The 25,792-nt window shown below is 68.6% G+C and carries 20 protein-coding genes; 9 read left to right on the plus strand and 11 right to left on the minus strand.

What is annotated here, in order from left to right:
• Nucleotides 1–59: 59 nt before the first annotated feature.
• Nucleotides 60–1,784 carry an ATP-binding protein gene (locus AC5RVD_RS11600; protein WP_494111537.1) on the minus strand — a complete coding sequence of 575 codons (1,725 nt, stop codon included), beginning with the start codon at nucleotides 1,782–1,784 and terminating at the stop codon, nucleotides 60–62.
• A 256-nt stretch (nucleotides 1,785–2,040) separates the two neighbouring features.
• Between AC5RVD_RS11600 and AC5RVD_RS11605 the strand changes: the two genes are divergently transcribed.
• From AC5RVD_RS11605 to AC5RVD_RS11615, 3 genes are all read left to right on the plus strand, one after another.
• Nucleotides 2,041–3,009, plus strand: a complete 969-nt coding sequence (locus tag AC5RVD_RS11605) for an ATP-binding cassette domain-containing protein (RefSeq protein WP_494111538.1) — start codon at nucleotides 2,041–2,043, stop codon at nucleotides 3,007–3,009.
• Nucleotides 3,009–3,836 carry an ABC transporter permease gene (locus AC5RVD_RS11610; protein WP_494111539.1) on the plus strand — a complete coding sequence of 276 codons (828 nt, stop codon included), beginning with the start codon at nucleotides 3,009–3,011 and terminating at the stop codon, nucleotides 3,834–3,836. Before AC5RVD_RS11605 ends, AC5RVD_RS11610 begins: the two co-directional genes overlap by 1 nt.
• 118 nt (nucleotides 3,837–3,954) lie before the next feature.
• Entirely contained in the window at nucleotides 3,955–4,938 is a 984-nt protein-coding gene (locus tag AC5RVD_RS11615; protein WP_494126988.1) for a DMT family transporter, read from the plus strand.
• Here the strand turns inward: AC5RVD_RS11615 and zapE are convergent.
• Nucleotides 4,858–6,003, minus strand: coding sequence for a cell division protein ZapE (gene zapE / locus AC5RVD_RS11620; protein WP_494126989.1), 1,146 nt, complete (start codon nucleotides 6,001–6,003; stop codon nucleotides 4,858–4,860). The genes AC5RVD_RS11615 and zapE overlap by 81 nt on opposite strands.
• Nucleotides 6,004–6,168: 165 nt before the next feature.
• The gene (locus tag AC5RVD_RS11625) at nucleotides 6,169–6,744 is read right to left on the minus strand and encodes an NADPH-dependent FMN reductase (protein ID WP_493978714.1); all 576 of its coding nucleotides are present in this window, start codon (nucleotides 6,742–6,744) and stop codon (nucleotides 6,169–6,171) included.
• 124 nt (nucleotides 6,745–6,868) lie between these two features.
• On the opposite strand from AC5RVD_RS11625, the gene AC5RVD_RS11630 reads away from it, so the two are divergent.
• Complete coding sequence (locus tag AC5RVD_RS11630) at nucleotides 6,869–7,360, plus strand: MarR family winged helix-turn-helix transcriptional regulator (RefSeq protein ID WP_494111542.1); 492 nt, start codon at nucleotides 6,869–6,871, stop codon at nucleotides 7,358–7,360.
• 9 nt (nucleotides 7,361–7,369) lie between these two features.
• Here AC5RVD_RS11630 and AC5RVD_RS11635 read toward each other — a convergent pair whose 3' ends face one another.
• The 5 genes from AC5RVD_RS11635 to AC5RVD_RS11655 form a co-directional block, all read right to left on the minus strand.
• Nucleotides 7,370–9,205 carry an ABC-F family ATP-binding cassette domain-containing protein gene (locus AC5RVD_RS11635; RefSeq protein ID WP_494126990.1) on the minus strand — a complete coding sequence of 612 codons (1,836 nt, stop codon included), beginning with the start codon at nucleotides 9,203–9,205 and terminating at the stop codon, nucleotides 7,370–7,372.
• Between the two features lie 73 nt (nucleotides 9,206–9,278).
• On the minus strand, nucleotides 9,279–10,214 hold the full coding sequence (locus AC5RVD_RS11640) for a 4-(cytidine 5'-diphospho)-2-C-methyl-D-erythritol kinase (protein ID WP_494126991.1): 936 nt from the start codon (nucleotides 10,212–10,214) through the stop codon (nucleotides 9,279–9,281).
• Between the two features lie 18 nt (nucleotides 10,215–10,232).
• Nucleotides 10,233–11,075: a 16S rRNA (adenine(1518)-N(6)/adenine(1519)-N(6))-dimethyltransferase RsmA gene (gene rsmA, locus AC5RVD_RS11645; RefSeq protein WP_494126998.1), complete on the minus strand. Its 843-nt coding sequence runs from the start codon at nucleotides 11,073–11,075 to the stop codon at nucleotides 10,233–10,235.
• A 191-nt stretch (nucleotides 11,076–11,266) separates the two neighbouring features.
• Nucleotides 11,267–12,379, minus strand: a complete 1,113-nt coding sequence (locus tag AC5RVD_RS11650; RefSeq protein ID WP_494126992.1) for a resuscitation-promoting factor — start codon at nucleotides 12,377–12,379, stop codon at nucleotides 11,267–11,269.
• Nucleotides 12,380–12,708: 329 nt separating this feature from the next.
• Nucleotides 12,709–13,662: a TatD family hydrolase gene (locus AC5RVD_RS11655; protein WP_494126993.1), complete on the minus strand. Its 954-nt coding sequence runs from the start codon at nucleotides 13,660–13,662 to the stop codon at nucleotides 12,709–12,711.
• Nucleotides 13,663–13,811: 149 nt separating this feature from the next.
• Between AC5RVD_RS11655 and AC5RVD_RS11660 the strand changes: the two genes are divergently transcribed.
• The 3 genes from AC5RVD_RS11660 to AC5RVD_RS11670 are packed head-to-tail and all read left to right on the plus strand — an operon-like array spanning nucleotide 13,812 to nucleotide 18,603.
• Nucleotides 13,812–14,849 (plus strand): AAA family ATPase, encoded by a 1,038-nt coding sequence (locus AC5RVD_RS11660; protein WP_494111548.1) that lies wholly within the window; start codon nucleotides 13,812–13,814, stop codon nucleotides 14,847–14,849.
• A gap of 5 nt (nucleotides 14,850–14,854) precedes the next feature.
• A complete protein-coding gene (locus tag AC5RVD_RS11665; RefSeq protein WP_494126994.1) occupies nucleotides 14,855–16,228 on the plus strand; it encodes a DUF58 domain-containing protein in 1,374 nt (457 codons plus the stop codon).
• A 5-nt stretch (nucleotides 16,229–16,233) separates the two neighbouring features.
• A complete protein-coding gene (locus AC5RVD_RS11670) occupies nucleotides 16,234–18,603 on the plus strand; it encodes a transglutaminase TgpA family protein (RefSeq protein ID WP_494126999.1) in 2,370 nt (789 codons plus the stop codon).
• Here AC5RVD_RS11670 and AC5RVD_RS11675 read toward each other — a convergent pair.
• Together AC5RVD_RS11675 and rsmI are read right to left on the minus strand one after the other, a co-directional pair.
• Nucleotides 18,591–20,072, minus strand: coding sequence for an NAD-dependent succinate-semialdehyde dehydrogenase (locus tag AC5RVD_RS11675; protein ID WP_494108070.1), 1,482 nt, complete (start codon nucleotides 20,070–20,072; stop codon nucleotides 18,591–18,593). The two genes, AC5RVD_RS11670 and AC5RVD_RS11675, sit on opposite strands and share 13 nt — an antisense overlap.
• A gap of 221 nt (nucleotides 20,073–20,293) precedes the next feature.
• Nucleotides 20,294–21,178 (minus strand): 16S rRNA (cytidine(1402)-2'-O)-methyltransferase, encoded by an 885-nt coding sequence (gene rsmI, locus AC5RVD_RS11680; protein ID WP_494111550.1) that lies wholly within the window; start codon nucleotides 21,176–21,178, stop codon nucleotides 20,294–20,296.
• 149 nt (nucleotides 21,179–21,327) lie between these two features.
• Here rsmI and AC5RVD_RS11685 point away from each other — a divergent pair, with 149 nt between their 5' ends.
• Together AC5RVD_RS11685 and AC5RVD_RS11690 are read left to right on the plus strand one after the other, a co-directional pair.
• Entirely contained in the window at nucleotides 21,328–22,968 is a 1,641-nt protein-coding gene (locus AC5RVD_RS11685; RefSeq protein WP_494126995.1) for a dolichyl-phosphate-mannose--protein mannosyltransferase, read from the plus strand.
• A gap of 49 nt (nucleotides 22,969–23,017) precedes the next feature.
• A complete protein-coding gene (locus AC5RVD_RS11690) occupies nucleotides 23,018–24,829 on the plus strand; it encodes an AMP-dependent synthetase/ligase (RefSeq protein WP_494111552.1) in 1,812 nt (603 codons plus the stop codon).
• 10 nt (nucleotides 24,830–24,839) lie between these two features.
• Here AC5RVD_RS11690 and AC5RVD_RS11695 read toward each other — a convergent pair.
• Nucleotides 24,840–25,792: TIGR01906 family membrane protein (locus AC5RVD_RS11695; RefSeq protein ID WP_494126996.1), on the minus strand; the 953-nt coding region annotated here is incomplete at its 5' end.

Below are 25,792 nucleotides of genomic sequence, written 5' to 3' on the forward strand. Positions count from 1 at the left end.
CCGCTCTACGGCTGAGGCCGTGGCATGCATCTTCGGAGGCGCGCCACGGCCTTTGTGGTTTAAGAGACAGCAACCGTGTCCGAGGACTCGGCCGGCTCCTGCGTCGGGTTGGATTGCAGCGGCAGAGTGATGGTGAAGGTAGTGCCCACGCCCACGCTGGACTCCACGGAAATATTGCCGCGGTGCTGGTCGACCATCCCCTTGACGATGGCCAGGCCCAGGCCGGTGCCTTGGATGGCGTGGGCGTTGGATGCCCGATAGAAACGGGCGAAGAGCTGCGGCAGGTCCTCTTCCGGGATGCCGATCCCGCTGTCGGCGACCTTGACGACGGCGCACGGGACGCCGTCGTCGTCGTTTCCGCCACTAACGGTGACCCGCACCTCTCCGTCCTGCGGCGTGAACTTGACGGCGTTGGACATGATGTTGGTGAAGACTTGCTCCAACATCTTGATATCGCCGTCAGCGGCGAGCCGGGTGTCCAGCCCCTCGCCGAGCAGCTTCACGTTCTTGGCCTGCGCAGCCGGTTCCAGCGCGGTGGAAACCGTGCGCAGGAGGCGCGGCAGGTCCACCGGTTCCGTCTTCAGGCCACTGCCCTGGAAGTCCATTCTGGACAGGGTGAGCATGTCTTCGATCAACTCGCGGAGCCGCGCGGCGTTGCGGCCCACGATTTTCAGCATCCTGGCCACCGACTCCGGGACCTCACCGGCGTCTCCGTCGAGGACCAGCTCCAGGTATCCGGCGATGGAGGTCAGTGGAGTACGGAGCTCGTGGTTGACCGTTGCCACGAAGTTCGACTTGGCTTGGTCCAGCTCGCGAAGCTTTTCCACGACCTGTTGCTGCGCTGTGATCAGGTGCCCCTGGATCAGTCCGTGTGCCAGGTTGCCGGCCACGTGCTGGAGCAGGGAAATCTCGGCCGGTGACCATGGACGCGGCCGTCCCGTGCGGGTCAGGCAAAGCAAGCCGAAAGCCTTGGGGCCCTGCCCCAGGGGCGCCAGCAGGGATGCCTTGCCCTGCGCGGTGGCGAGCCATTCGGCAACATGCGAATGTGCGGCGAGGTCGACACCGCCGTCGTCGGCCGACGTGAGCACACTGTGACCGGCCCAGAGCGCCGAGGACAGTTCCAGCACCTGTTCCTCGGTGCGGTGGGGCATAACCATGGCCTCGTGGACGGAATCGCCGGTCCATTGAGCGGCGGTGTGCGGCACGCGTTCGTCAGCCAGGGTACGCACCCAGACGTGGTCGGCTTCGAAGGCCTCGCCGATGCCGCTCAGGGCGAGGTTGATCATTTCGTTCGGGTCATTCGTGCTGCGAATGCCATCGGACACGTTCCGGATCTGCTCCCGCAGGACGGCCACGCCGTTGCGCTCCCGGCGCCGGTGTTCCGACCTCGCGAGGGTCACGCGGACACGGTTTACCACACTGGATGCCGTCAGCGGTTTGATCAGGTAGTCGGAGACGCCCAGCTCATAACCGCGCTCCACCAAGGGCAGTTCGTCCTGGGTGGCCATGAGCATCACGCGCCACTGCGCGCCCGGCTGGCTGTCCGACAGGCGTCGCACGGCCTCCATCCCCGCCAGGGACATATCGGCGGCGTCCACCAAGAGGATGTCGGGCGGGTTGCGCTGCACCTCGGCCAACACCTCGGCGGCGGAAGTCAACGCAGCGACCGATATTCCGGCATCGTTCAGGACGCTGCGGAGGAACTCGCGGGTCGCAGGGTCCACCGCGCCGACCAGTACGGTTGGGCGAACTGCCGCCCCGGGCTCACCTGCAACGGTCCGCACTGCATTCCTCCTGCATTGAACGCGGCCCGGCGTCGTCCCGGCCCCCCGACGTTATGAATGAAGAGTAGCAGTGCTCCCACCGGTACGACGGGAGGTTCCGGTCCTGTCTGCCGGCACGAAACCCCTCCCCCACCACCGGGCCGACATGCCGTTGCCGCGCTTCCAGGACCGTTGCTGTCCGCGATGACTTCGTGTCCGTAGACGCCAGGCTCCCGGCGGGCGTAGCGTTTTGCCATCGCAGAGACTGGGAGCCCCGGTGATCCATACGGACAAACTCACCAAGCAGTTCAAGAACAAAAAGGAAACGGTGGAGGCGGTCAAGGGCGTCGACATCGACGTTTCGCCCGGCGAGCTGGTGGCCTTCCTGGGCCCCAACGGAGCCGGCAAGTCCACAACGCTGCGGATGTTGACCACCTTGCTCTGGCCCACCTCGGGCAGCGCCACCGTCGCCGGCGTGGACGTGATGGCCGACCCCGCAGGGGTACGTTCGCGCATCGGCTACATCGGACAGGGCAACGGCGGCGGCCACAGCTTTCGGGTCATCGACGAACTGGTCATGCAGGGCCGTTTCTACGGGATGAACGCCGCCGATGCCCAGTCGCGTGCCCGCGAACTGTTGAGGACGCTCGACTTGCAGGACTTGGAAAAGCGGACGGTCATCAAGCTCTCCGGCGGCCAGCGCCGCCGCATGGATGTGGCCCTGGGGCTCATGCATTCGCCCCGGCTGCTGTTCCTCGACGAACCTTCGACGGGCATGGATCCGCAGAACCGGGCGAACCTGTGGGAGCACATCATGCGGATGCGGGCCGAGCACGAAACCACCATCGTGTTGACCACCCATTATCTGGACGAAGCGGACTCCATGTCCGAGCGGGTGATCGTGATTGACCACGGCCGGATCATTGCCGACGATACGGCGGCACGGCTGAAGTCCAATCTGGCCGGGGACCTGCTGGCCGTGGAGGTTTCCCTGGACTCGGTCCCGGCCGCCCGTGCCGTCCTCGGCCGCGCTGCCGCGGATGGGGACCTGGAAGAAAGCAGGAACGACGGCGCCGCCCGCTTCCGCGTTCGCCTCACGGATGGCGCCCGGCTGGCTCCCGGGCTGCTCAAGGCACTCGACGATGCCGGCGCCCCGGTCATGTCGCTCCAGCTCAACCCGCCCACCCTGGACGACGTGTTCCTGGAACTGACCGGGCGCAGCCTGCGGGAAGGATCCGAGGTCTGATGCAACAGCAGCGGACAGACCCGGCACAGCTCCGTCGGAGCGCCCCGGTCACCACACCCGGCCTGGGCAAGATCGTCCAGGACACCAAGTTTGTCTTTTGGCGCGAGCTGCTCCTGGTGCTCCGGGATCCGTTCTCCCTGATCTTCTCGCTGTTGCAGCCGCTGATTTTCCTGGCCCTGTTCGGCCCCCTGCTCGGCGCGGCCGTCGGGGCCGAAGCATTTGGCGGGGAGAGCTCGCTGCAGTGGTTCCTGCCGGGCGTCGTCGTCATGATCTCCTTGTTCGGCACGACCATGACCGGCTCCAATCTTCAGTACGAACTGATGACCGGCTCCTATGAGCGGGTTTTGGCGACACCGCTGTCCCGCTCCTCGCTCATGATCGGGCGGGCGCTGAAGGAGTGGGCGCCCCTGGTGGCACAGGGTTTGCTCATCGCCGTGGTCTGCATCCCGTTCGGGTTTGTTTTCCATCCGCTGCAGGTCCTGCTGGGCCTGCTGATTCTGGGGATCTTCGGCATCGGCATCGGCGCGCTCTCTTACACGCTGGCCTTGGTCACCCAGGGGACGGAATGGGTGTTCTGGGGCGTGCAGCAGACCCTGCTGTTCCCGCTGATGATCCTCTCCGGCATCATGCTGCCCGTGGAGGCCGGACCCGGCTGGATGCAGGTGCTCAGCCGCTTCAATCCGCTCACCTATCTGGTCAATGCCGAGCGGGAACTGTTCGCCGGCGCCATCGGCTCGGACACGCTGTGGGGGCTGGTGGCAGCGGTGCTTACCGCGGCCGTTGGGCTGGTCGTCGGCGTGCGGACCACCAAACGGCAGACGCTGTGAGACGCACCCGCCTGGCCGCAACACCCATCCGGCGCGGACCCCGGACATCCGAGGCAGGAAGCAGCCGTTCGGCCCCGGCGCCGGCCGGTGCACTACCGCTTGGGCTAGCGTAGCGGCCATGAGCAGTTCCACCCCCGTCCGGCGGATCGCCGCCGTCCCGCCTACGGTCCTCGCGGCCGTAGCGGTAACGGTCCTGGCATGGGCCAGCGCCTTCGTCGTGATTCGCGGTGTGCTGCCGCATTTCGGGCCCGGGGCGCTCAGTTTGTTGCGGCTTGCCATCGGCTCCGCTGCACTGGCCCTGCTGCTGGTCGGGCGGCCGTGGGTCAAGCCGGGCCGCCGGGCCTGGTTGCTGATCACCGGCTGCGGCCTGCTGTGGTTCGGCGTCTACAACTTTGCCCTCAACACCGCGGAGCAAACGCTCGACGGCGGCACCACCGCCATGATCGTCAATTTCGCGCCCGTGCTCACGGCCTTGGGCGCCGGACTGTTCCTGGGCGAAGGCATCCCCCGGTGGCTGGCGATCGGCGCCGGCGTCGCCTTCCTGGGAGTCGTCATGATCGGCTTCGGCACCGGTGGCGGTGCCGCCGGCGGCCTCGGGCTGCTGTGGGCGCTGGCCGCGGCGCTGACGTACTCCGCCGGGGTGCTGCTCCAGAAGCCGGCCCTGGGCAGCGTGCCCGGCGGGCAGGTCACCTGGTTGGCCTGCAGCATCGGTGCCGTCTCGTCGCTGCCGTTTGCCGGCGAGCTCATGTCGGACCTGCGCAGCGCCCCGACCGAAGCGACCCTGGCGGCGGTGTATCTGGGTTTGGTACCCACGGCGCTGGCCTTCAGCACGTGGGCCTATGCCCTGGCCCGGATGCCGGCCGGGCAACTGAGCGTTTCGTCCTACTTGGTTCCTCCGGTCACCATCGTGTTGGGATGGCTGTTCCTGAGCGAGACGCCCACCCTGCTGGCCATCATCGGCGGCGCCGTGTGCCTGCTGGGCGTTGCGCTGTCCCGCCGGCGCGACCGGCGGGAACGGCAGTCAGCGCCCGGCGCCCACACGGCCGAGGGTGCCCAACCGGCTGGCAATGCGGGAGATGTCGACGGCGGACGGGCTGGCTGACGGGCCCAGGTCAAGCGGCTCCGCGCTGATGACCGTCAGCGGCACGTCGGCGTCATAGAGGATGTCCACTAGATTGCTGAAGCGCTGCCAACCGTTCATGCTGATCCCTTCCCGGGCCGGCACACCGGAAACAATCCAGTGCGCGGCATGCGCCAGCAGGCCCAGGTAGTCGGAGGTGGCGGTGGGGCCTTCGCACAGGTCGCGGAAATCGAACCACAATTCCGCCGGAGTGCTCCGGAGGACCGGCAGCGGCCAGCTCCCCGGCCGCAGGTCGCGCGCCTCTGCCGGGGACGGCCACTCAAGGCCTGCCTCGGCGACCCGCGGGTCCTCGGGACCGTCCGGGGCAATGATCATCGCACCGTCGCCGAACCGCGCGAGGCGGACGCCGCCGTCGTCGTCCCGGCCCCCGGAACGCCCGGCAGGCTGCGTGCGGTAGTCCACCGGCCCGGCGATGGGTGCAACGTGCATGGTGCGGCGGATCAGGGCGATGGTGGACTCGAACAGGCCATGGAACGCCTCGCCGGGCATCAACTGGTCGGGCGGATAGTTCGAGGTGGTGACCAGCACTATGCCGCGGCGGTGGATTTCGCGCAGCAGCCGGGCCAGCAACTGGCCGTCCCCCGGATCGTGGACGTGGAATTCATCCAACACCAGCAGGGCGCAGTCGCGCAGCAAGCCGTCGATGGCCACCTCGATGGCGCTGGTGCCCGGCGGCCTCGCCGCCGGGTCCTGCGCATCGCGGCGGCGGGCGTGCAGTTCGCGGAACAGGTCGTGGAAGTGCCAGCGCTGCTTGTCCGGCACGTCCACGGCCTCGAAGAAGGTACGGGCCAACCAGCTCTTGCCCCGCCCGACCGGACCCCACAGGTACAGCCCGCGGTGCCCGCCCTGCGGAGCGGGCATTCCTGCGCGGAGCCTCGCGGCAGCCTCGGCCAGCAGGCGGGCGGCCTTGTGCTGGTCTTCATCGAGGCGGAAGCCTGCTGCCGAGGCGGCCTGCTCGAGGCGGTCGAGCATCTGCTTGCGGCGTGCGGTAGCCCACCGGCCGGCCGCAATGTTTCCTGCGTCCACGACGCGTCCCTCCCTCTCCCGATACCCCCGAAACCCTACCCTCCGTCGACGCTGTTTCGGCCGTCCCGCCTTAACGGGGCAGGGCGCCCCGGCTTCCCTGAGGGGAAGCACGGAGCGCCCTGCCGTGCGGAGCGTCAAGCGGCGCAGTGCCGCCGGGACCGCAGGTTAGTTGGCGGCGACCGCGGCGGCGCGGACAGACTCCATGGCCTTGGTCCACGGGATGAGCTGGTCGATCATCGGCGCCAGGGTGCCGGCGTTCTGCTCGGTCGGCTTGAAGTCGGCGAAGTTCTCGAAATCGGTGAACAGCGAGAACATGACCTGATTGCGCACGTGGGCGATCTGCAGTTCGGACAGGATGTTGCGCAGGTGCTCGGCGGCACGGGCGCCACCCATGGAACCGTAGGAAACGATGCCGGCGGCCTTGTTGTTGAACTCGACGTTCAGGTAGGACAGGGCGTTGGTCAGGGCCGGCGTGACGGTGTGGTTGTACTCGCCGGTGACGAAGATGAAGCCGTCGAACTCGCTGATCTTGGCCGAGAACGCCTTGGTGTGGTCGTTCTGGTAGTTCTGGTAGGCCGCCGGGTAAGCTTCGTCCAGCAGGGGCAGGTTGAAGTCGGCGATGTCGACGACCTCGAACTCGGCGTCGGTGCGGCCGGCTGCCTGGGCGAGAACCCAATCGGCAACCTGCTTGTTGACACGACCCGGACGGGTGCTGCCGGTAACGATAGCGATCTTGGTCATAAATAACCCCTTCGAGGTCTGGTCCCGACGCGCCAACAATGTTGACACGTCATGGTTTTGTTGACACGTCAATTATGCAGGGCCGAAACTTGAATTGTCAACCAAAGACGAGGAAGGGACAGTCGTGAACTCCGACACCCGCTGGCTGAACGACCACGAGCAAGAGATCTGGCGTGCCTTCCGCGAATTGCTGTGGGGCTTCGAGTCCGCCATGGACCGCCAGTTGCTGCGCGACTCCGATCTGTCCGGCGTGGAGTATTCGGTCCTGGCCTCCCTGTCGGAGGCGGACGAGGGCGTCATGCGGGCACGGGACATCGCGCAGCAGCTGGACTGGGAGCGCAGCCGGCTGTCCCACCTGCTCAAGCGGATGGAAGCGCGCGGACTGGTGGAGCGGGTGGCTTGTGCCACGGATGCACGGGGTTTCAACATCTCGATGACCGACGCCGGGTGGGAGGCCATCCGGCAGGCCGCCCCCGGTCACGTCCGCTTCGTGCGGGAAAACGTGTTCGATCCGCTCTCGGCTGCGGAACGCGAGGCGCTGCTCTCGGCAACCACCAAGATCCAGCAGTCCATCCGCGACGCGGGCCTCTGGGGTAACACCGGCAAGTCGTCCTGAGCCAAGGGGTCACTCCAAGACTTCGGAGACCTCCAGCCACTCCATCTCCAGGGCCTCCTTCTCCTCGGCGATTTCCTGGAGCTTGCGGTTCATCTCCGCCAGCCCGGCGAAGTCGACGTCGGCCTTGGCGCCTGCCGCGTGCATCTGCTCCTTGAGTTTGTCCTCCTGCTGGCCCAGTTTGCCCAGTTGGCGCTCGATCCGGTTGAGGTCCTTCTTGGCCTGGCGCTTGTCGGCTTCGCTGTGTACGGCGCCGGAGGGCGTTTCGGCGGCGGCGCCTCCGGTGCCCGATGACGTCGAGGACCTGCCGGCGAGCGCCGCTTCGCGCAGCTCAAGGTACTGGTCCACTCCCCCGGGCAGCCCGCGGAGCTTGCCGTCGCCCAGCAGTGCCACCTGGTGGTCGGTCACCCGTTCCAGCAGGTAGCGGTCGTGCGAGACGACCACGAGCGTGCCCGGCCAGCCGTCGAGCACGTCCTCCACGGCCGCCAGCGTGTCCGTATCCAGGTCGTTGGTTGGCTCGTCCAGCATCAGCACGTTTGGCTCGCCGACCAGCAGCCGCAGCAGCTGCAGCCGCCGCCGTTCCCCGCCGGACAGGTCCCGCACCGGCGTCCACTGCTTCTCCTTGGAAAAGCCGAGCTGTTCCACCAGCTGGCTGGCGGAGACCTCGCGTCCGCCGATGTTGAAGACCTGGCGTTCGCGCTGGATCACCTCCACCACGCGCAGGTCCGAGACGTCATCGAGTTCACGGACTTCCTGGGTGAGCATGGCCGTCTGCACCGTCTTGCCGCGCTTGACCTTGCCGGCGGTGGGGTGGATCTCGCCGTTCAGCAGCCGCAGCAGGGTGGTCTTGCCCGCCCCGTTGACGCCCACCAGCCCGAGCCGTTCTCCCGGTGCCAGCCGCAGCGTGATGTTGTCGAAGAGCGCGGCGGGTCCGTCGCCGCCGTCCGTGGGCCGGGGCGGCGGCGTGTACGAAACCTGCTCGAGGTCCAGCACGTCCTTGCCGAGCCGGGCGGTGGCCATCTTGTTCAGGGCCACTGCGTCGCGGGGCTCGGGCACATCGGCGATCAGCTCGTTGGCCGCTTCGATCCGAAACTTCGGTTTCGCGGTCCTGGCGGGAGCACCGCGGCGCAGCCAGGCGAGCTCCTTTTTCACCAGCTGCTGCCGCTTGCCTTCGACGACGGCGGCCGTCCGGTCGCGTTCCGCACGGGCCAGCACGTATGCGGCGTATCCGCCGTCGAACGGGTCCACGGTACCGTCGTGGACCTCCCAGGTCCGCGTACACACTTCATCCAGGAACCAGCGGTCGTGGGTGACCACCAGGAAAGCTCCCTCGGTGGGGCGCCACCGCGTCTGCAGATGCCTGGCCAGCCAGGCGACCCCCTCGACGTCGAGGTGGTTGGTCGGCTCGTCGAGCATGATCACGTCGTGGGGCTCGATCAGCAGCTTGGCGAGGGCGACCCGGCGGCGCTGCCCGCCGGACAAGGACGACACCGTGGCGTGCCAGTCGACATCGCCGACCAGGCCGTTCATGATTTCGCGGATCCGCGGGTTGGAGGCCCACTCGTGCTCGGCGGCTTCGCCGACGATCGCCACACCGACCGGCAGGTCTCCGTCCAGCACGTCCTGCTGGTCCAGGTAGCCCACGTTGACATCGCCGCGCTTGGTGACCCGGCCGTCGTCGGGCGTGGCGCGATGCGCCAACAGCCGCATCAGGGTGGACTTGCCGTCGCCATTGCGCCCGACCATGCCGATCCGGTCCCCTTCATTCAGGCCGAGGGACACCGAGTCCAGGATGGTGCGGGTGGCAAAGGCGACGCTGACGTTTTCTGCGCCGAGCAGGTGGACCAAGGATGCTGCTTTCTGTTGCGTTGGTGGATGCGGAGGGTGGCCGCCGCTGGCATGCAGGGGCAGGGCCGGGCGGTCAGGCCATGATGCGGGCGCCGTGCACCGGTCCGCGGACCGGCAGGGCAACCACACCGGCGACATCCGAGAGCCGCTGCCCCAGCTCTGCCGCCTCGCGCCGTCCGGCGGTCAGGAAGGCTACCGTCGGGCCGGAACCGGAGACCAGGCCCGCAAGCGCGCCTTCGGCCTTGCCCAGTTCAAGGATATCGGCCAGTTCGGGGGCCAGTTCGATGGCGGCCTCCTGCAGGTCGTTGTGCAGGCACCCCGCCAGCTGGTGGACGTCGCCGGACTGCATTGCCTGCAGGATCGCGGGGTCCACCTGCTCGGGCTCGTCCGGGACGTGGCCGCGGCGGGCGCGCAGGTCGTCGGCCACGGCGTAGACCTTGGGCGTCGACAACCCGAACGAGGCAGGTACCAGGACCCAGTGCATTTCGCTGCGCGCCAGCGCCGGCGTCAACCGGTCCCCGACCCCCAGCCCGACGGCCACTCCGCCGTGCAGCGCGAACGGCACGTCCGCGCCGAGCCCGGCGGCCAGGCCGATCAGCTCATCCCGGGAGTAGCCGGTGTTCCAGAGTGCGCTGCAGGCCACCAGGGCCGCGGCCGCGTCGGCGGAGCCGCCGCCCATGCCGCCGGCAATTGGCACCCGCTTGGTGATCTCCAGGTGCACGCCCTGCGGGTGTCCGGAGGTTTCGCGGATCAGGTCGGCGGCCTGTACCGCCAGGTTGGAAGCATCCAGCGGAATGCCGGCCAGGTCAAACTCCACTCCGGGCCCGTTGCGCACGCTGACCGTGATGGCATCATCCTCACGCGCGGTAGCGGTGACCTCCTCGTACAACGAGAGGGCCAGATAAACGCTGGCCACCGAGTGGTAGCCGTCCGCACGGGGGCCGCCGACCCGGAAGGAGACGTTGATCTTTCCGGGTGCCATGACGCGGACGGGACGTGTTCTGGTCATATCGGTGCCGCCACCTTCCTAGCCGACAAGCGGATGGTTGAACTCGGCGATGCGGGCGAAGGCGGCAATGTCCAGCACCTCTCCGCGGGCGCTTGGGTCCACGTTGGCCAGCCGCAGCGCTTCCTCCGCCCGGGCGGCGCTGCCGGCCCATCCGGCCAGTGCGGCGCGCAGGGTCTTCCGGCGTTGCGCGAACGCCGCATCGATGACGGCAAACACTTCGCGGCGCGGGGCGCGGGTCACCGGCGGTTGCCCGCGGGTGAACTCCACCAGCCCGGAAGCGATCTTGGGGGCGGGCCAGAACACGTTCATGCCGATCACGCCTGCCTTGCGCATGGTGCCGTACCACGCGGCCTTGACGCTGGGCACACCGTAGATCTTGGAGCCGGGCTTGGCCGCGAGCCGGTCGGCCACCTCGTCCTGCACCATGACCAGGCCGTGCCGCAGCGACGGGAAATGCTCCAGCAGGTGCAGCACCACCGGTACGGCCACGTTGTAGGGCAGGTTGGCGACCAGCGCATCCGGGGCCTTGGGCAGTTCGGTGACCCGCAGCGCGTCCGCCAGCACCACGTCCAGGCGCCCGGCGGCGTCGGGACGCCATTCGGCCGTTGTGCGTTCCAGCCGGGCGGCGAGTTTGGGATCGATTTCGACGGCGACCACATGCCCGGCCGCATCCAGCAGCCCGAGCGTGAGCGACCCCAAACCGGGACCGACCTCCAGGACGGTTTCGTCGGGGACAACATTGGCGGCAGCCACGATCCGGCGGATGGTGTTCCCATCGATCACGAAGTTTTGCCCGAGGGTCTTGGTGGGACGCACGTCCAGTTCGGCCGCGAGCCGCCGGACGTCGGCGGCTCCGAGCAAGGGCCGGGTGGGGGCGGGCGCGGCTTCCCCGGCGTCGTGCCGGGAGTCGGTGCCGGATGCGGAGTGGGGTTCTGTCACTGTGCCATCGTATCGGGCCGCGGCCCGCTGCCGCGGCGGCCCCGACCGGTTAACGGACCTCGGGCCCGGGCGGCATGGCCCGGGCCCGAGGCCGTGGATCTCTGGCGGGATGCCTACAGCAGTCCCAGCTTGGCAGCACAGGCGGGCCAGTGGCCCCAGCCGCCGTTGCTGCGCAGCACTTCGGCGGTGGCGATCTGCTCCGAGGGCGTGGCCATGTAGGCGTAGGGCGCGTACTTGCCGCCGCCGGCGCCGAGCCAGGAGCTTGCGCTGAACTGCAGTCCCCCGGAGTAGCCGTTGCCGGTGTTGATGGACCAGTTGCCGCCGGACTCGCACTCGGCGAGCGCCTGCCAGCTCCCGCCGACGTTGGCGTTGTTGACCTTGGCCGGGCGTTTCTTGGTGCCGACCGTGACCTTCTGGCTGACCGGTTCGCGGGTGACCTTTTCGCTGACCAGCTTCCGGTCGGTTTCCTTGCCGTCGGTCAGGACGACTTCGTAGACCTTGACGCGTTCGCCGGCCTCCCCGGCGCGGGTGACCTTCTCTTCGTCCTCGTACATGGCGGAGTTCGTCGTGGTGGCCGTCTCAAACGGGACGGGCTCGGCCTCCTCCACACGCTCCCGGTCGATTCGGGTCACTTTGACCTTGGTGCCTTCGGCAATCGGCTCGGCGGCGGCAACGGAGAGCTTGTCTTCCTTGCCCAGCTTGATCTTCTGTTCCTTCAGCAGGTCGCCGATGGTGGTCGCGGTGGTGACTTCCTTGCGGGTCTCGCCGTCGACCGCAATGGTAACGTTCTTCGGCGTCGAGATGGTCACCGCGCCCACCGAGGCCAGTTCGGCGGTCAGCGGGGCGGACAGGGCCGACTTTTCGTTGACTTCCAGTTCGTCCAGCAGTTCCTTGACGGTGGCGGCGGTGGTGTGCACGGTGGAGGCCTCGCCGTCCACGTTCACGTCCACGGGTTTGGCGGTAACCACTTCGATGCTGGCACCGTCGGTGATTTCTTCGCCCACCGCCGGGGTGACGTCGTCGAGCTCGCCGACGTGCACCTCGGATTCGGCCAGCACGTCTGCAACGGTGGAACCGAACGTGGAGACGGTGCTGGCCTGCCCGTCCACGGTCAGGGTGACCGACTTGTTATTGCCCACAAAGGCCACCAGTCCCAGGACCAGGGCGGTCATGACGACGACCTGGCCGGCGATCTTCACCCAGCGGTTCTTCAGCGCGTTTGTCACGGTTCCCGAATCTGTTGCAGTTTCCGGGCACGGGGACATAAAGACACGCGCGTGGGACGTGCCGCTCTTAACGGCACGGTGCGAGTGCAGGCAGCACCCGCAGCGGATGTTTGGGCGTACGAACGGAACGTCCAACGGCTACCGCCACGGGTGTCACAATGTCCGGTTGCCTTCCCCGACCCCGGCCATTAGCTACCTACCGTAATCGAAACGTGACATGGCGACAAGCGCGGCCATCGGCCGGCAGCACCGGCCGATGGGATTGCGTCCCCTCGTTCGGGCGCGCCGACCTGCCCGTTTCCGGTCCAGCCGGGAAAAATACCCGCGTGTTATTCCTGCTGCCAGGAGCCGTAGACATGCCGCGTGTTGTCCGCCACCTCTGTGCATAACTGCGCCAGGTCCTTCCCGAGGACCTCGGCCATCGAGCGCATGGTGTAGGGCACCAGGTAGCTGGCGTTCGGCCGTCCCCGGTAGGGATGCGGGGTCAGGAACGGCGCGTCGGTCTCGGCGAGCACCAGGGCCGGTTCCGCGGTCGCCAGGGCCTCACGCAGGCCGTCGGCATTCCTGAAGGTGACGGTTCCCGCGAAGGACATGTGCCAGCCGTTGTCGTTGCAGGTCCTGGCCAGCGTTGCGTCACCGGAAAAGCAGTGGAAGACAACTTTCTCGGGAGCGCCCTCCTCGAGCAGCACGCGCACCACGTCGTCATGCGCGTCCCGGTCATGGATCTGCAGGGCCAGGCCCAGCCGCTTTGCCATGTCGATGTGGCGGCGGAACGATTCCTGCTGGGCGCCCCTGCCTCCGCTTCCGGTCCGGTAGTAGTCCAGTCCGGTCTCCCCAATGGCCCGGATCCTCGGGTGCGACGCTATCGACTCGATCTCCGCCAAGGCCTCCTCCAGCGTCCCCGCATCGGCCAGCGGGGGTGCGTCATTGGGGTGGATGGCCACCGCGCCCAGCAGCCTCGGCTCGGCCTCGACAGCCTGGAGCGTGAAGCGGGCGGATTCCAGGTCGCAGCCCACCTGGACGGCGCCGGCAACGCCGACCGCCTCGGCAGCATCCATCGCCTGCCGGACCGTGACCGCCACCAGTCCGTCGCGGAAGTCCAGGTGTGTGTGGTTGTCCATCACCGGCACGGGCAGCGCTTCGGGGGCCGGCGGATAGCTGAGATCACGACGCCGGCCGTCCCCCTCGGTGGGGCTCCGCACCGCCGTCGTGCGGGCTGCGGTGCTGTCAACTGTGTAGGCGGGAGGAGTTTCGCCGGCAACGGCGGCTGGAGCATGGGACATGATTCCAGCCTACTGAAGCGCCGGGTGCGGTACCGGCGTGATGGGAAGCGGGCGTGCCAAAGCGGCGTGCGAGTGTCTACCGCATCACACAGCCAACAAGTAGGGTTGGAACAACCGGCCCTCGGGGAAGGCACACCGGAAGGTACTTCATGGATACGCAGCAGCACATGGCAGAGGCCGGGACCGTCCACTCCGATCAAGCAGGCCTGGGGCCTGGCGAGGGCCTCGCGCTGACGGAGTTCCACGACGCCTGCGGCCGGATCAGGGCGGCGATCGAGACCGTCATCGACGGCAAGTCCGAGGCGGCACGGCTGGCGCTGACGGTGCTGTTGGCCCAAGGGCACCTGCTGTTGGAGGACGTGCCCGGCGTCGGCAAGACCATGCTGGCGAAGACGCTGGCCAAGACCATCGACTGCAGCGTGCACCGGATCCAGTTCACGCCGGACCTGCTGCCCTCCGACGTCACCGGTGTTTCCATCTACAACCAGGACATGCACCGGTTCGAATTCCGCCCCGGGCCGGTGTTCGCGAACATCGTCATCGGCGACGAAATCAACCGCGCCTCGGCCAAGACGCAGTCGGCGCTGCTCGAATGCATGGAGGAACACCAGGTCACGGTGGACGGCAACACCTACCCGCTGGACACTCCCTTCATGGTGATCGCCACCCAGAATCCGATCGAGATGGAGGGCACCTACCCGCTGCCGGAGGCCCAGCGCGACCGTTTCATGGCCCGGATCTCGATGGGCTATCCGGATCCCCGCGCCGAAATGGAAATGCTGGAGACCCACCAGTCCGTCTCGCCGCTGGAGGGAGTCCGCCCGGTGGTCACGGTGGGCGAGGTGCGCAGCATGGTGGCCACGGTCCGCGATGTCTATGTCTCGCCCGCGGTGAAGGAATACACGGTCAACATTGGCCGGGCCACCCGCGAACATCCGCACCTCCGGCTGGGAGCGAGCCCGCGGGCCATGCTGCAGCTGCTGCGTGCGGCCAAGGCGACGGCGGCCCTGAGCGGCCGCGACTTCGTCCTCCCCGACGATGTAGCCGCCGTTGCCGAGGCCGTGCTGGCCCATCGGTTGATCCTTGACCGCAAGGCCATGACGGCCGGCGAAGACGCCTCCAGCGTGGTGGCCTCCGTGTTGGCCAAGGTTCCCGTGGGCGGCGAATCCCGCCGCGCTTCCTCCTGACGGCCATGGACGCGTTCGGCTGGCTGCCCACCCGGTACGTCACGCTGCGCGGGTGGGGCCTGCTGGCGGCCGGCGTGCTGGCACTGCTGCTGGCGCAGATCCTGGGCCGCCGGGACCTGCTCACCCTGGGGGTGTTCCTGATCGGCCTGCCGCTGCTGGCCGCCGCGGCGATGGTGCTCCTCAAGCCGCAATTCACCGTGGAGCGGAAGTTCCGGCCCGCCGCCGTCGAAACCGGCCTCGTGGTCCAGGTCCGGTTGTCGGTGCGCCGCAGCGGGGGCCTGGCGGGACTGGTGTACATGGAAGAGCAGCTGCCGCTGCGCTTCGGCAAGGCGCCGTCCTTCCGGTTCCCGGCGCGGCACCCGTCCCGTTCCGGGGCGAGCGTGTACGAATACAAGCTCCGTTCCAGCAAGCGCGGGCTGTTCGCCATCGGGCCGGTGACGGCGGATTTCTCCGACCCTTTTGGGCTGGCCAACCACCGGCACCAGCTGGGGGAAACCAGCCCGCTGGTGGTGACGCCGTCCCCGGTGGAACTGCCCGCCACCTCGCTGACCGGCGCACGGGGTTCGGACGGCACGGCAAGCACCCGGCGACAAGCCAACCCCAGCGACGACGACGTGATGACCCGCGAATACCGGTACGGCGATCCGATGCGCCGGGTCCACTGGGCGGCGACGGCCCGTCACGGCGAGCTCATGGTCCGCCAGGAAGAATCGGTGACCACGCCGCAGGCGACCATCGTGCTGGACCGCCGGGCCTCGGCCTACGGCGCCGGCCTGCTGCCCTCCTTCGGCGATGGCTCCGGCCAGCACGGGGACCTGCTGCACACTTCGCCCTCCTTCGAGTGGGCCATCACTGCTGTGGCCTCCGCTGCCAATGACTTCCTGCAGCGCAACTACACCGTCCGGTTCCTCGACGTCCATGCCCGGGCAGCAGTACTGGAGTCCCCGTCGGCCCCGTCGCCCGGCCAGGATGATTTCGACGGGCCGGCGGGCTACCAGGACCTCGCCGAGGGGCTGGCCGCGCTGGGGCTGGCCGAAGACCACAAGAAGTCCGACCGGCACCAGGGAGAGCCCGCCTTCGGGGACCGGCTGATGGACAAACTTGCGGCACACAAGTACAAGGGGCCGCTGGTCGCGGTCCTGGGCCAGATCAGCAGCGGCGAAGCGCGCCTGCTGGCCCCTGCCGCCGCATTCGGCTCCCATGCCTTCGCCCTGATCGTCACCGACCGACCGCAACAGGCCCGGCCCGTCATGGACGTGCTGCGCGCCGGCGGCTGGCGGACCGTGGCGGTCAGCCCCAAGGCCTCGCTGCCGGCCGCCTGGGCGCACTTCGACCTGGTCGACCGGATCGAACCGGTGGGAACAGGAGCGGCCCCGTGACCCTCATGGTGGACAAACAGGCAGAACTCCGCGGCCCCGAAACACCCGGCCCGAGCGGCGGGCGGCCGCCCTCCCCCGGCCTCGCACCGTGGTTGATGAGCGCCGCCGTCGCACTTGCCGTCCTGCTCACCGCCGCCAGCCTGCACGGGGTCCTCGAGGGCTGGAGTTGGCTCTTCCAAGCCGCCGTGACGGTCTGTTGCACAGAGGCCGGCACCGGGCTGGCCCGCCGGCTGGACTGGTCGGCGCTGGCCGGGGCCCTGCTGGGACTGGCCGGCCTGGTGATGTCCGTCACGGCGATGTTCCTGGCGCCGACCGGCTTCCTGGGCGTGATCCCGGGACCCGACACGTTCGCTGCCCTGGATCCCCTGATGGAGGAAGCCCGGGACACCGTTGTCTCGCAGGTCGCTCCGGTGCTGGTCAACGACGGCATCGCGCTGGCGGCGTGCGTGGGAGTGGGGCTGATCGCCCTGCTGGTGGATACGCTGACGGTTCCGCTGCAGATGCCTGCCATCAGCGGCCTGGGCCTGCTGGGCCTGGCCATCGTTCCGGCCATCATCAAACCGAACAGTATCGGGGCGGCGGGTTTCCTGGCCGCCGCGGCGGGTTATCTGCTGCTGCTGGGCTGCGCCCAGTGGCTGGCCGCCGGCGGCAGCGGCAGGGGCCGGCTGGCCTCCGTCGAGCAGATCCGCCGCGCCTCCGGCATAGCGGCGGCCGGCCTCGCGGTCTCGCTGGTGCTCCCGCTGGCCATCCCGGGCTTCACGTCCGGATTGTTCCCGGAGGGTTCACGGCTGAATTGGGGTGCGCCGACGGGCCTCAATCCCGTGGTGAGCCTGGGCGACAACCTCCGGCGGCCCGGCGCCTTCGGGAGGATGACCTATGCCACCGATGCGCAGGAACCGCTCTACCTGCGCTCGGTCACGCTGGAGAACCTCACCGGCGCGCGCTGGAGCCCGAGCGACTTCGACGGCCACCGCCGCACCGGCATCGACGAACTCGAGGTGCCGAGCGTGCGGAACCTGCTGTCCGACGGAGAGGTGACCACCACGCGGATCAGTACGGCGTCCTTCACCAGCCCCTGGCTGCTGGCCCCTTACGCTCCGGCGCGGATCTCGGGCGTCCGCGGCAAGTGGAGCTGGGATCCCCGCACCCTCAACATCCGCGGCGAGTCCGGTACCACCACGGCCAACCAGGAGTACGAAGTCCGCAGCGTCAGGCCGGCGCTGACGAGGGAAGCGCTGCGGGCTTCGGAGCCGTCGAACAATCCCATCGTCGATCCCGTCTTCTCCGAGCTCCCGGACAGCATGCCCGGCATCATTGCAGACACCACAGCGACCGTGCTGGAGGGTCTGGAGAACCCGTACGAGCAGGCCATGGCCATCCAGACGTACCTTCGGACATCCGGATTCGTGTACTCGGAACAGGCGCCGGTCGACGGCGGCTACGACCAGAGCGGTTTCGAGGTCGTGGCAGCGTTCCTGGAGGAAAAGTCCGGCTACTGCATCCACTACGCCGCGACGATGGCCATCATGGCCCGGATCGCAGGAATTCCCAGCCGGATGGCGGTCGGCTATGCTCCGGGCCGCCCCACCGGCGCGGTCATTGACGACGGTGCCGGCGGGGAATTGGAGGAATTCGAGATTGATTCCCGGGACGCCCATTCGTGGCCGGAACTCTACTTCAGCGGAATTGGCTGGGTCACCTTCGAGCCCACGCCGTCACGGGGGGTGCTGCCGGCCTACGCCCGGCCCGAAGGCGCAGGTGGCCCGGTGCTTCCCAACGACGACCCGCTCAGGCCGGCGGGACCGCCTCCGGCCGCCACCGACGACCCCGGAAATCCGGCTGCCTCGGGTTCCGCCGGTCCCGCGGGCGAAGACATGCTCTCGCAACGGCTGTGGTCGGCGGCAGCCGCGGCCATGGTGCTGGCCGTCCTGTTGACGCCGCTGGTGCTGCGCCGCCGGCGTACCGGCTGGCGCAGGGCAGCGTTGGCCGGAGGAGGCGGCAGGGCCGCCGTGGCCACGTGGGCGGAAGCCGTGGATACCGCCGAAGACCTCGGCTGGGCGGCCGCGGCAACGGAAACACCCAGGGCCTTCCAGCAGCGCCTCGACGACGCCGGCGTGGTCACCGGGAAATCTTCTGCCGCCTTGGCGCGGCTGCGGGCCGGCTACGAGCGGGCCGCCTATGCGGCTCCGGAGGCACCGGCACCGGGCGGCGCCGAAACCGCACGGTGGTCTGATGTGGAAACCGTCAAGGACCGGCTCCTGGAGCGGGCCGGATGGCGGCGACGCCTTGCCGGGCTGTTTTGGCCGGCGTCGCTGTTCCGCCGCCGGCCGCCCGCTGGGGACGGCCGGTCGACGGATCTGAACTACCGGGCGTAGGGGTCCGCGATGCCGATGTACTGGACGCTGGTGTACTCGTCCAGGCCTTCCGCGCCGCCCTCGCGGCCCATTCCGGACTGCTTCACTCCGCCGAACGGGGCGGCGGCGTTCGAGATCACGCCGGCGTTGTAGCCCACCAGGCCGAACTCGATCTGCTCGGAGACGCGGAACATGCGGTTCACGTCGCGCGAGTAGATGTAGGAGGCGAGGCCGTACTCGGTGGCGTTGGCCAACGCGATGGCCTGCTCTTCGGTTTCGAACGTGGTCACCGGGGCCACCGGGCCGAAGATTTCGCTCTGCAGGATATCGGCGTCGTTCGGAACGTTGGACAGCACGGTCGGCTGGTAGAAGTAGCCGTCGCCTTCCACGGGCCCGCCGCCGGTGCTGACGGTTGCGCCCGCTTCCACGGCGGCGGTCACCAGGGCATGCACGTCCTCGCGGGCGCCACCATCGATCAGCGGGCCCACCGTGGTGTCCGCTTCGGTGCCGCGGCCCGGCTTGAGGGCCTTCATGGCGTTGGCGAACTTGGTGGTAAATTCCTCGGCCACGGAGGCCTGGACCAGGAAGCGGTTGGCGGCCGTGCAGGCCTCGCCCATGTTGCGCATCTTGGCAGCCATGGCTCCCTCGACAGCCTTGTCCAGGTCGGCGTCTTCGAACACGATGAACGGGGCGTTGCCGCCGAGCTCCATCGAGGTCCGCAGGACATTGTCCGCGGCGTCCTTGAGCAACTGCTTGCCCACCGGCGTGGAGCCGGTGAAGGAAACCTTGCGCAGGCGGGAGTCCTGCATCAGCGGCCCGGAGATGCCGGAAGCGCTCTTGGAGGAGACCACGTTCAGCACTCCGGCGGGGAGGCCGGCCTCCATCATGGTCTGGGCGAAGAGCTGGCTGGTCAGGGGGGTGAGCTTGGCGGGCTTGAGCACCATGGTGCAGCCGGCGGCTACGGCCGGGCCGACCTTGCGGGTAGCCATGGCGAGCGGGAAGTTCCACGGGGTGATCAGCAGGCAGGGGCCGACCGGCTTGCGCTGGACCAGGATCTTGTTCTTGCCCTCCGGCGTGGTCAGATAGCGGCCATAGTCGCGGACCGCCTCCTCCGAGAACCAGCGCAGGAATTCGGCGCCATAGGCCACCTCGCCGCGGGATTCGGCCAGCGGCTTGCCCATCTCCATGGTCATCAGCAGGGCGAAATCCTCGGAGCGCTCGGTCACCAGATCGAAGGCGCGGCGGAGAATCTCGGCGCGCTGGCGCGGAGCCGTGCGGGCCCAGGCTGCCTGCGCACTGTCTGCGGCGTCGAGGGCCGCGAGCGCGTCCTCGCTGGTGGCCGAGGCCAGGGTGGCCAGCACCTTGCCGGTGGCGGGGTCGTGGACGTCGAAGGTCCCGCCGTCGGAGGCGTCGCGCCATTCGCCGTTGATCAGCAGGCCGGTGGGTACTTTGGCGAGCAGTTCTGCTTCGCGGGCTGCGGTTTCAGCCATGGCGGTGCCTCCAAGTGTTCGGGGTTGAGTCCGTGGGCACAGTTGCCCGGTTTCCTTCACGGTAGGTGTTCCGCTTCACGGGTGTAAATGCGAGGGTGCACTACGTTCAACGGTCCCTACTGTGCAGATCGACAATACCAATCCGAGGGCCGGGGTCAGGTCACAGAGCGCGCAGATTACGACATCCCCCGGCTGCCGCCGGCGCCTGCATCGCTCAGGGATCAGCGCCCGCCGCCGGTCCGGGTGGCCAGGACCGCGGCGTAGAGCTCGCGCTTGCTCACCCGGGCATCGGCCGCGACGGCGGCCACCGCGTCCTTGAGCCGGGCACCCTGCGAAACCAACGCGTTGACGCCTTCCACGTGGTCTTCGGGCTGTTCAGGTGCCGCTTCCGGCGCCCCGGCAACCACCACGGCGATCTCACCGCGCACCTCATGGGTTTCTGCCCACTCCAGCAGTTCGCGGACCGGACCGCGCAACACTTCTTCATGCAGCTTGGTCAGCTCCCGGCATACCGAGGCGCGGCGGTCCGGGCCGAACCCGGCATCAAGAGCCCGCAGCATGGCCGCCAACCGGTGCGGCGCCTCGAAGAAGACCATGGTCCGCCGCTCGGCGGCGAGCTCCGCAAGCCGCGCGGCGCGCTCCCCCTGCTTGCGGGGCAGGAAGCCCTCGAAGGTGAAGCGGTCGGTGGGCAAGCCGGACAGCGCCAGCGCCGTGAGCACGGCCGACGGCCCGGGCACGGCCGTGACCACCAGACCTTCCGCCACGGCCGCCTCCACCAACCGGAAACCGGGATCCGAGACCGCCGGCATGCCGGCGTCGGTCACCATCACCAGGGTGCTGCCGGCACGGACCAGGTCCAGCAGGTCGGAGGTACGGGCCGCCTCGTTGTGTTCGTGGTAGCTAATGATCCGGCCGACGGCCGTGATGCCCAGCAGTTGCAGCAGCTTGTGCAGCCGGCGGGTGTCTTCGGCCGCGACTACATCGGCGGTTTGGAGCAACTCGACCAGCCGCGGCGACGCGTCCCCGACGTTTCCGATTGGCGTCCCGGCCAACACGATCTGCCCTGCCTGCCGCGCTGCCGGGGCGCCCCGTTCCTGCTCATTCACATGGACAACCCTACCTGCGGCGTTCACCTCTTTCGCCGGCTCCTTATATAGAGTCGGTATGTGCCCCACTGCAGCGAGGACCGCCCTTCGGCAGCCGACGTCCCGGCTCGTGGCCCCGCACACCCCCGCACCTACCGGTCGGTAACATGATGGCCGTGACCCGAACCGCGTCCCGGCCGGCTACGGCTGCCCGGCGCGGCGGCTGGCTGGAATCCCCGGGATGGGCGTTCAGCGAGGCGGCGCTGCGCCGGCGACTGCTCGGAGTTCCGGGCCGGTTCGGCCTCTGGGCCTGGCTGCTCCCCGTGCTCACGGCCGTCCTCGGCGGAGTCTTGCGCTTCTACCGCTTGGGCGAACCGGGTTCGCTGGTATTCGACGAAACCTACTACGTCAAGGATGCCTACTCCTACCTGCAGTCCGGCTACGAACGCGAATGGCCCAAAGACGCCAACGACTCCTTCAACGCGGGCAATCCGGATGTCCTCCTCGATACCCCCGAATATGTGGTGCACCCGCCCGTCGGCAAGTGGATGATCGCCGCCGGCATGTGGCTTTTCGGTTCCGACAACGGCTTCGGCTGGCGTTTCGGCGCCGCGCTCACCGGCACGCTGTCCATCCTGATGATCGCCTTGATCGCGCAGGCATTGTTCAAGTCGCCGGCACTGGGCGGGGTCGCCGGTTTGCTGACGGCCATCGACGGGCACCATCTGGTCCACTCCCGGACGGCTTTGCTGGACGTGTTCCTCATGTTCTGGGTGGTCGCCGCGTTCGGCGCGCTGCTGCTGGACCGCGCCGACGGACGGCGCCGGCTGGCCGCGAAGATCGCCCGGCAGACCGGCCCCTCCGGGATACCGCACCCTGCGCGGCTGCTGTACGGCCCGTGGGTACTCTGGCGGCCGTGGCGGCTGGCCGCAGGCGTCTGCCTCGGGCTGGCCGTGGGCACCAAGTGGTCGGCGCTGGCGTTCGTCGCGGTGTTTGGCCTGATGTGTGTGTTCTGGGACCTTGGCGCCCGGCGTACCGCGGGGATCAGGGAGTGGTTCTCCGCCGGCGTGATCCGCGACGGGGTGCCGGCCTTCTTCACCATGATTCCGGCTGCGGCGCTGACCTATCTGGCGACCTGGACCGGCTGGCTGCGCTCGGACGGTGCCTACGACCGACACTGGGCGGCGTCGAACCCGTCCGCGACGTGGGGCTGGCTGCCGGACTGGCTGCGCTCGCTGGCCGAGTATCACCGCAGCGCCTACACCTTCCACAGCGGCCTGGATTCCGAACACCCGTACGAATCCAACGCCTGGACCTGGCTGTTCATGGGCCGCCCGACGTCGTTCTACTACCATGCCGAGGAGGCCGGCCAGGGCGCCTGCCGGGCGGCCACACGATGCTCCGAGGCGGTCACGGTGGTCGGCAACCCGCTCGTCTGGTGGGCTGCCGCTGCCTCGCTGCTGGTGCTGCTCTTCTACTGGGCCGGGCGGCGGGACTGGCGTGCGGGTGCGGTGCTGGCGGGGGTCTCGGCCGGCTACCTGCCGTGGTTCCTCTACCCCGACCGAACCACTTTCTTCTTCTACGCGATCTCCTTCCAGCCGTTCCTAATACTGGCCCTGACCTACGTGCTCGGGCTGGCGTTGGGCCGGCCGGCGGATCCGCCGTGGCGCCGGCGCCAAGGCGTGCTGGTGGTAGGGCTCTTCGTGGCGGCGGCGCTGCTGGTGTCGGCGTTCTTCCTGCCCGTCTGGACCGCAGAGATGATCGGCTACGACCAGTGGCGCTGGCGGATGTGGATGCCCAGTTGGATTTGATGCAGGCAAGACAACACGACTTTTACCGGATTCAGAAAGTGGGCACGAAGTGCGCGAAGCAGTAACCGAAGTCCTGGCAGCGATGCCGGCCGGGTCGAACATCACCGACATCCTGGTGGCCCAGCATCAGCGCGACCCGCAGCGGGCCCTCTACGCGGTCAAGCGCAACGGGGCCTGGTCGGATGTTCCGGCCGCCGAGCTCCTGGCGCAGGTCAGCGCCGTGGCCAAGGGCCTGATGGCCTCGGGCATCGAAGCCGGAGACACCATTGCCGTGATGTCCAAGACCCGGTTCGAGTGGACGGTGGTGGACTTGGCCGGCTGGTTCGCGGGCGCGGTGGTGGTTCCGATCTACGAGACGTCGTCCCCGCACCAGGTGCAGTGGATCCTGCAGGACTCGGCGGCGAAACTGGTGTTCGCCGAGGACGCCGCCAAGGCCGCGGTGGTCCGCCAGGCCATGTCCGGGCTGCCAGCCGGGCTGCCGGTGTGGCAGTTGGACGGGGAGGCCGAGGGGCTGGCCGAGCTCGAGGCCCGCGGAACCGCCGTCACCGACGAGGAACTGGAACTGCGCCGGACCTCCCGGGGCATGCACGACGCGGCCTCGCTGGTCTATACCTCGGGCACCACCGGGCGGCCGCGCGGCTGCATCATCACCCATGGCAACTTCGCGGAACTGGCGGTCAACACCGTGGAGTTCCTGGCGGACATCCTCAAGCGTCCGGACGCAAAATCGCTGATGTTCCTGCCGCTGGCCCACGTGTTGGCCCGGGCAGTGCAGGTGATCTGCCTGACCGCCGGAGTGAAGATGGGCCACACCTCGAGCATGGCCGAGTTGATCGAGGACCTAGGCACCTACCAGCCCACGTTCCTGCTGGTGGTTCCGCGTGTGTTCGAAAAGGTTTACGCCACCGCCCGGCAGAAAGCGCAAGACGGCGGCAAGGGCAGGATCTTCGACGCGGCGGCGCAGACGGCGGTCGCCTATTCACGGGCACGGGATGCGCAGGCACGCGGCACCGGCGCCGGGCCCGGGCTGGCGCTTAAGGCCCGGCACGCCGTGTTCGACAGGCTGGTCTACGGAAAGCTGCGCGCGGCGTTCGGCGGGCATGTGGAGTACACCGTCTCCGGCGCTTCGGCCCTGAATCCGAAGCTCGCGCATTTCTTCACCGGCATCGGCGTGCCGGTGCTGGAAGGGTACGGACTGACCGAATCCACCGCCCCTGCGGCGGTGAACCTGCCCCGGGCCAACCGGATCGGCACCGTGGGACTGCCGTTGCCCGGCACCACCGTCAGGATCGCCGACGACGGCGAGGTCCTGATCAAGGGAATCGGGATCACCCCCGGCTACCACAATAACGACGAGGCCAATGCCGAGTACTTCCGGGACGGCTTCTTGTGCACGGGGGACGTCGGCACGTTGGACGACGACGGCTACCTCACCATCACCGGCAGGAAAAAGGAGTTGCTGGTAACGGCAGGCGGCAAGAATGTGGCTCCGGGCCCGCTGGAGGACGCGTTGCGCGAACACCGGCTCGTCTCGCAGGCGGTAGTGGTCGGCGAGGGACGCCCGTTCGTCGGGGCCCTGGTCTGCCTGGATGAAGAGGGCTTGGCGGGCTGGCTTGCCTCGGCCGGACGCGGCCCGGTCAGCGTGGCCGATGCCGCTGAAGACCCGGCGGTACTGGCCGAGCTGCAGCAAGCCGTGGACCAGGCCAACCAATTGGTCTCGCGGGCCGAGCAGATCCGGAAGTTCACGGTCTTGGGGCAGGATCTCACCGAGGCCTCCGGGCACCTGACGCCGTCACTGAAGCTCAAGCGCGTCACGGTGCTGGAAGACTTCGCCGGCGAGATCGAATCACTGTACCGCTAGGCCCTGCAGCTCAGTCCTGTTCGCGGGCGAGCAGCAGTTCGTGCCGGCGGCGCCGTTCTTCGGCAGCCGCGGCGCTCCGGTTCCGGCGCCCGCGGGTCGGCCAGGTCAGGGCGAGCACCAGCGAGGAGACCATCAGCACCAGCAGGGCAATGACGATTCCGGCGTCCATCCAGAACTGTGCGGGGAAGAGGCGGATCAAGGTGTCGTCCACGAAGAAGGTCCAAGTGCCGTCGGCAAAGAAGATCCGGTGGAACTCGGTGAAGAACTGCTGCCAGTTGAGCGCCCCCAGGACGCCCAGCAGTAGGACCAGGATCAGCGTCGCGGCAGAACCGGCGAACAGGCCGCGCCGGATGCCTCCGTGGTAGCGGCGGGCCAGGTAGACCGCCGCGACGACGGCCAGGAGCAGCAGGACCGCCCCGGCAATCATGGCCGCGAGGAACACGCCCTTCACGTCGGCCATGTGGCTGACCTCGGAGTCCAAAAACAGGCTTCCGCCGTTGGGGCCGGAGAGGTCTCCCAGGTACCGCGGGCCGGCGAAATTCAGCAAGTAGTCCACCGCATAGGAGCCGTAGGTCATCCGCTCCTCGGTGCTGAAGCCAAAGCTGTCTGCCGGGAACCCGGGACGGTGGTACTCGATCCAGAGGAACAGCGGCGTGGCCACCAGCCGGATGGCCCCGATGATCAGGAGCGGCGGGAACAGCACCGCCAGCACCACCTGCAGGATGCGCCCGGCCAGCGGTTTGGCGTTCATCGCCTCGTCGCGTTCGGTGGTGCGCCGGACAACCTCCGAGCGCGGCGGGCGTACCGAGAGCGCGCCGGTCGCTGGGTTCGCGTCACTGCCGCCGGCGGCTGCGGCCGTGCCGGCGGGCGGCGCTGGTGGCCGCGCCGGCAGCGGCTTCGGGGCGGCCGGGCCCTGGTCGACGGCGGCGGCTGTGCCGGTCCGCCGGGGCGCTCCGCCCGGAG

Source organism: Arthrobacter sp. THG-b23 (assembly GCF_059091265.1).

Coding starts and splice junctions, on each gene's coding strand:
- AC5RVD_RS11610 (WP_494111539.1), top strand. CDS start 3,009: ATGCAACAGCAGCGGACAGACCCGGCACAGCTCCGTCGGAGCGCCCCG.
- AC5RVD_RS11665 (WP_494126994.1), top strand. CDS start 14,855: ATGGACGCGTTCGGCTGGCTGCCCACCCGGTACGTCACGCTGCGCGGG.
- AC5RVD_RS11660 (WP_494111548.1), top strand. CDS start 13,812: ATGGATACGCAGCAGCACATGGCAGAGGCCGGGACCGTCCACTCCGAT.
- AC5RVD_RS11675 (WP_494108070.1), bottom strand. CDS start 20,072: ATGGCTGAAACCGCAGCCCGCGAAGCAGAACTGCTCGCCAAAGTACCC.
- AC5RVD_RS11640 (WP_494126991.1), bottom strand. CDS start 10,214: ATGACCAGAACACGTCCCGTCCGCGTCATGGCACCCGGAAAGATCAAC.
- AC5RVD_RS11625 (WP_493978714.1), bottom strand. CDS start 6,744: ATGACCAAGATCGCTATCGTTACCGGCAGCACCCGTCCGGGTCGTGTC.
- AC5RVD_RS11655 (WP_494126993.1), bottom strand. CDS start 13,662: ATGTCCCATGCTCCAGCCGCCGTTGCCGGCGAAACTCCTCCCGCCTAC.
- AC5RVD_RS11685 (WP_494126995.1), top strand. CDS start 21,328: ATGGCCGTGACCCGAACCGCGTCCCGGCCGGCTACGGCTGCCCGGCGC.
- AC5RVD_RS11670 (WP_494126999.1), top strand. CDS start 16,234: ATGGTGGACAAACAGGCAGAACTCCGCGGCCCCGAAACACCCGGCCCG.
- AC5RVD_RS11615 (WP_494126988.1), top strand. CDS start 3,955: ATGAGCAGTTCCACCCCCGTCCGGCGGATCGCCGCCGTCCCGCCTACG.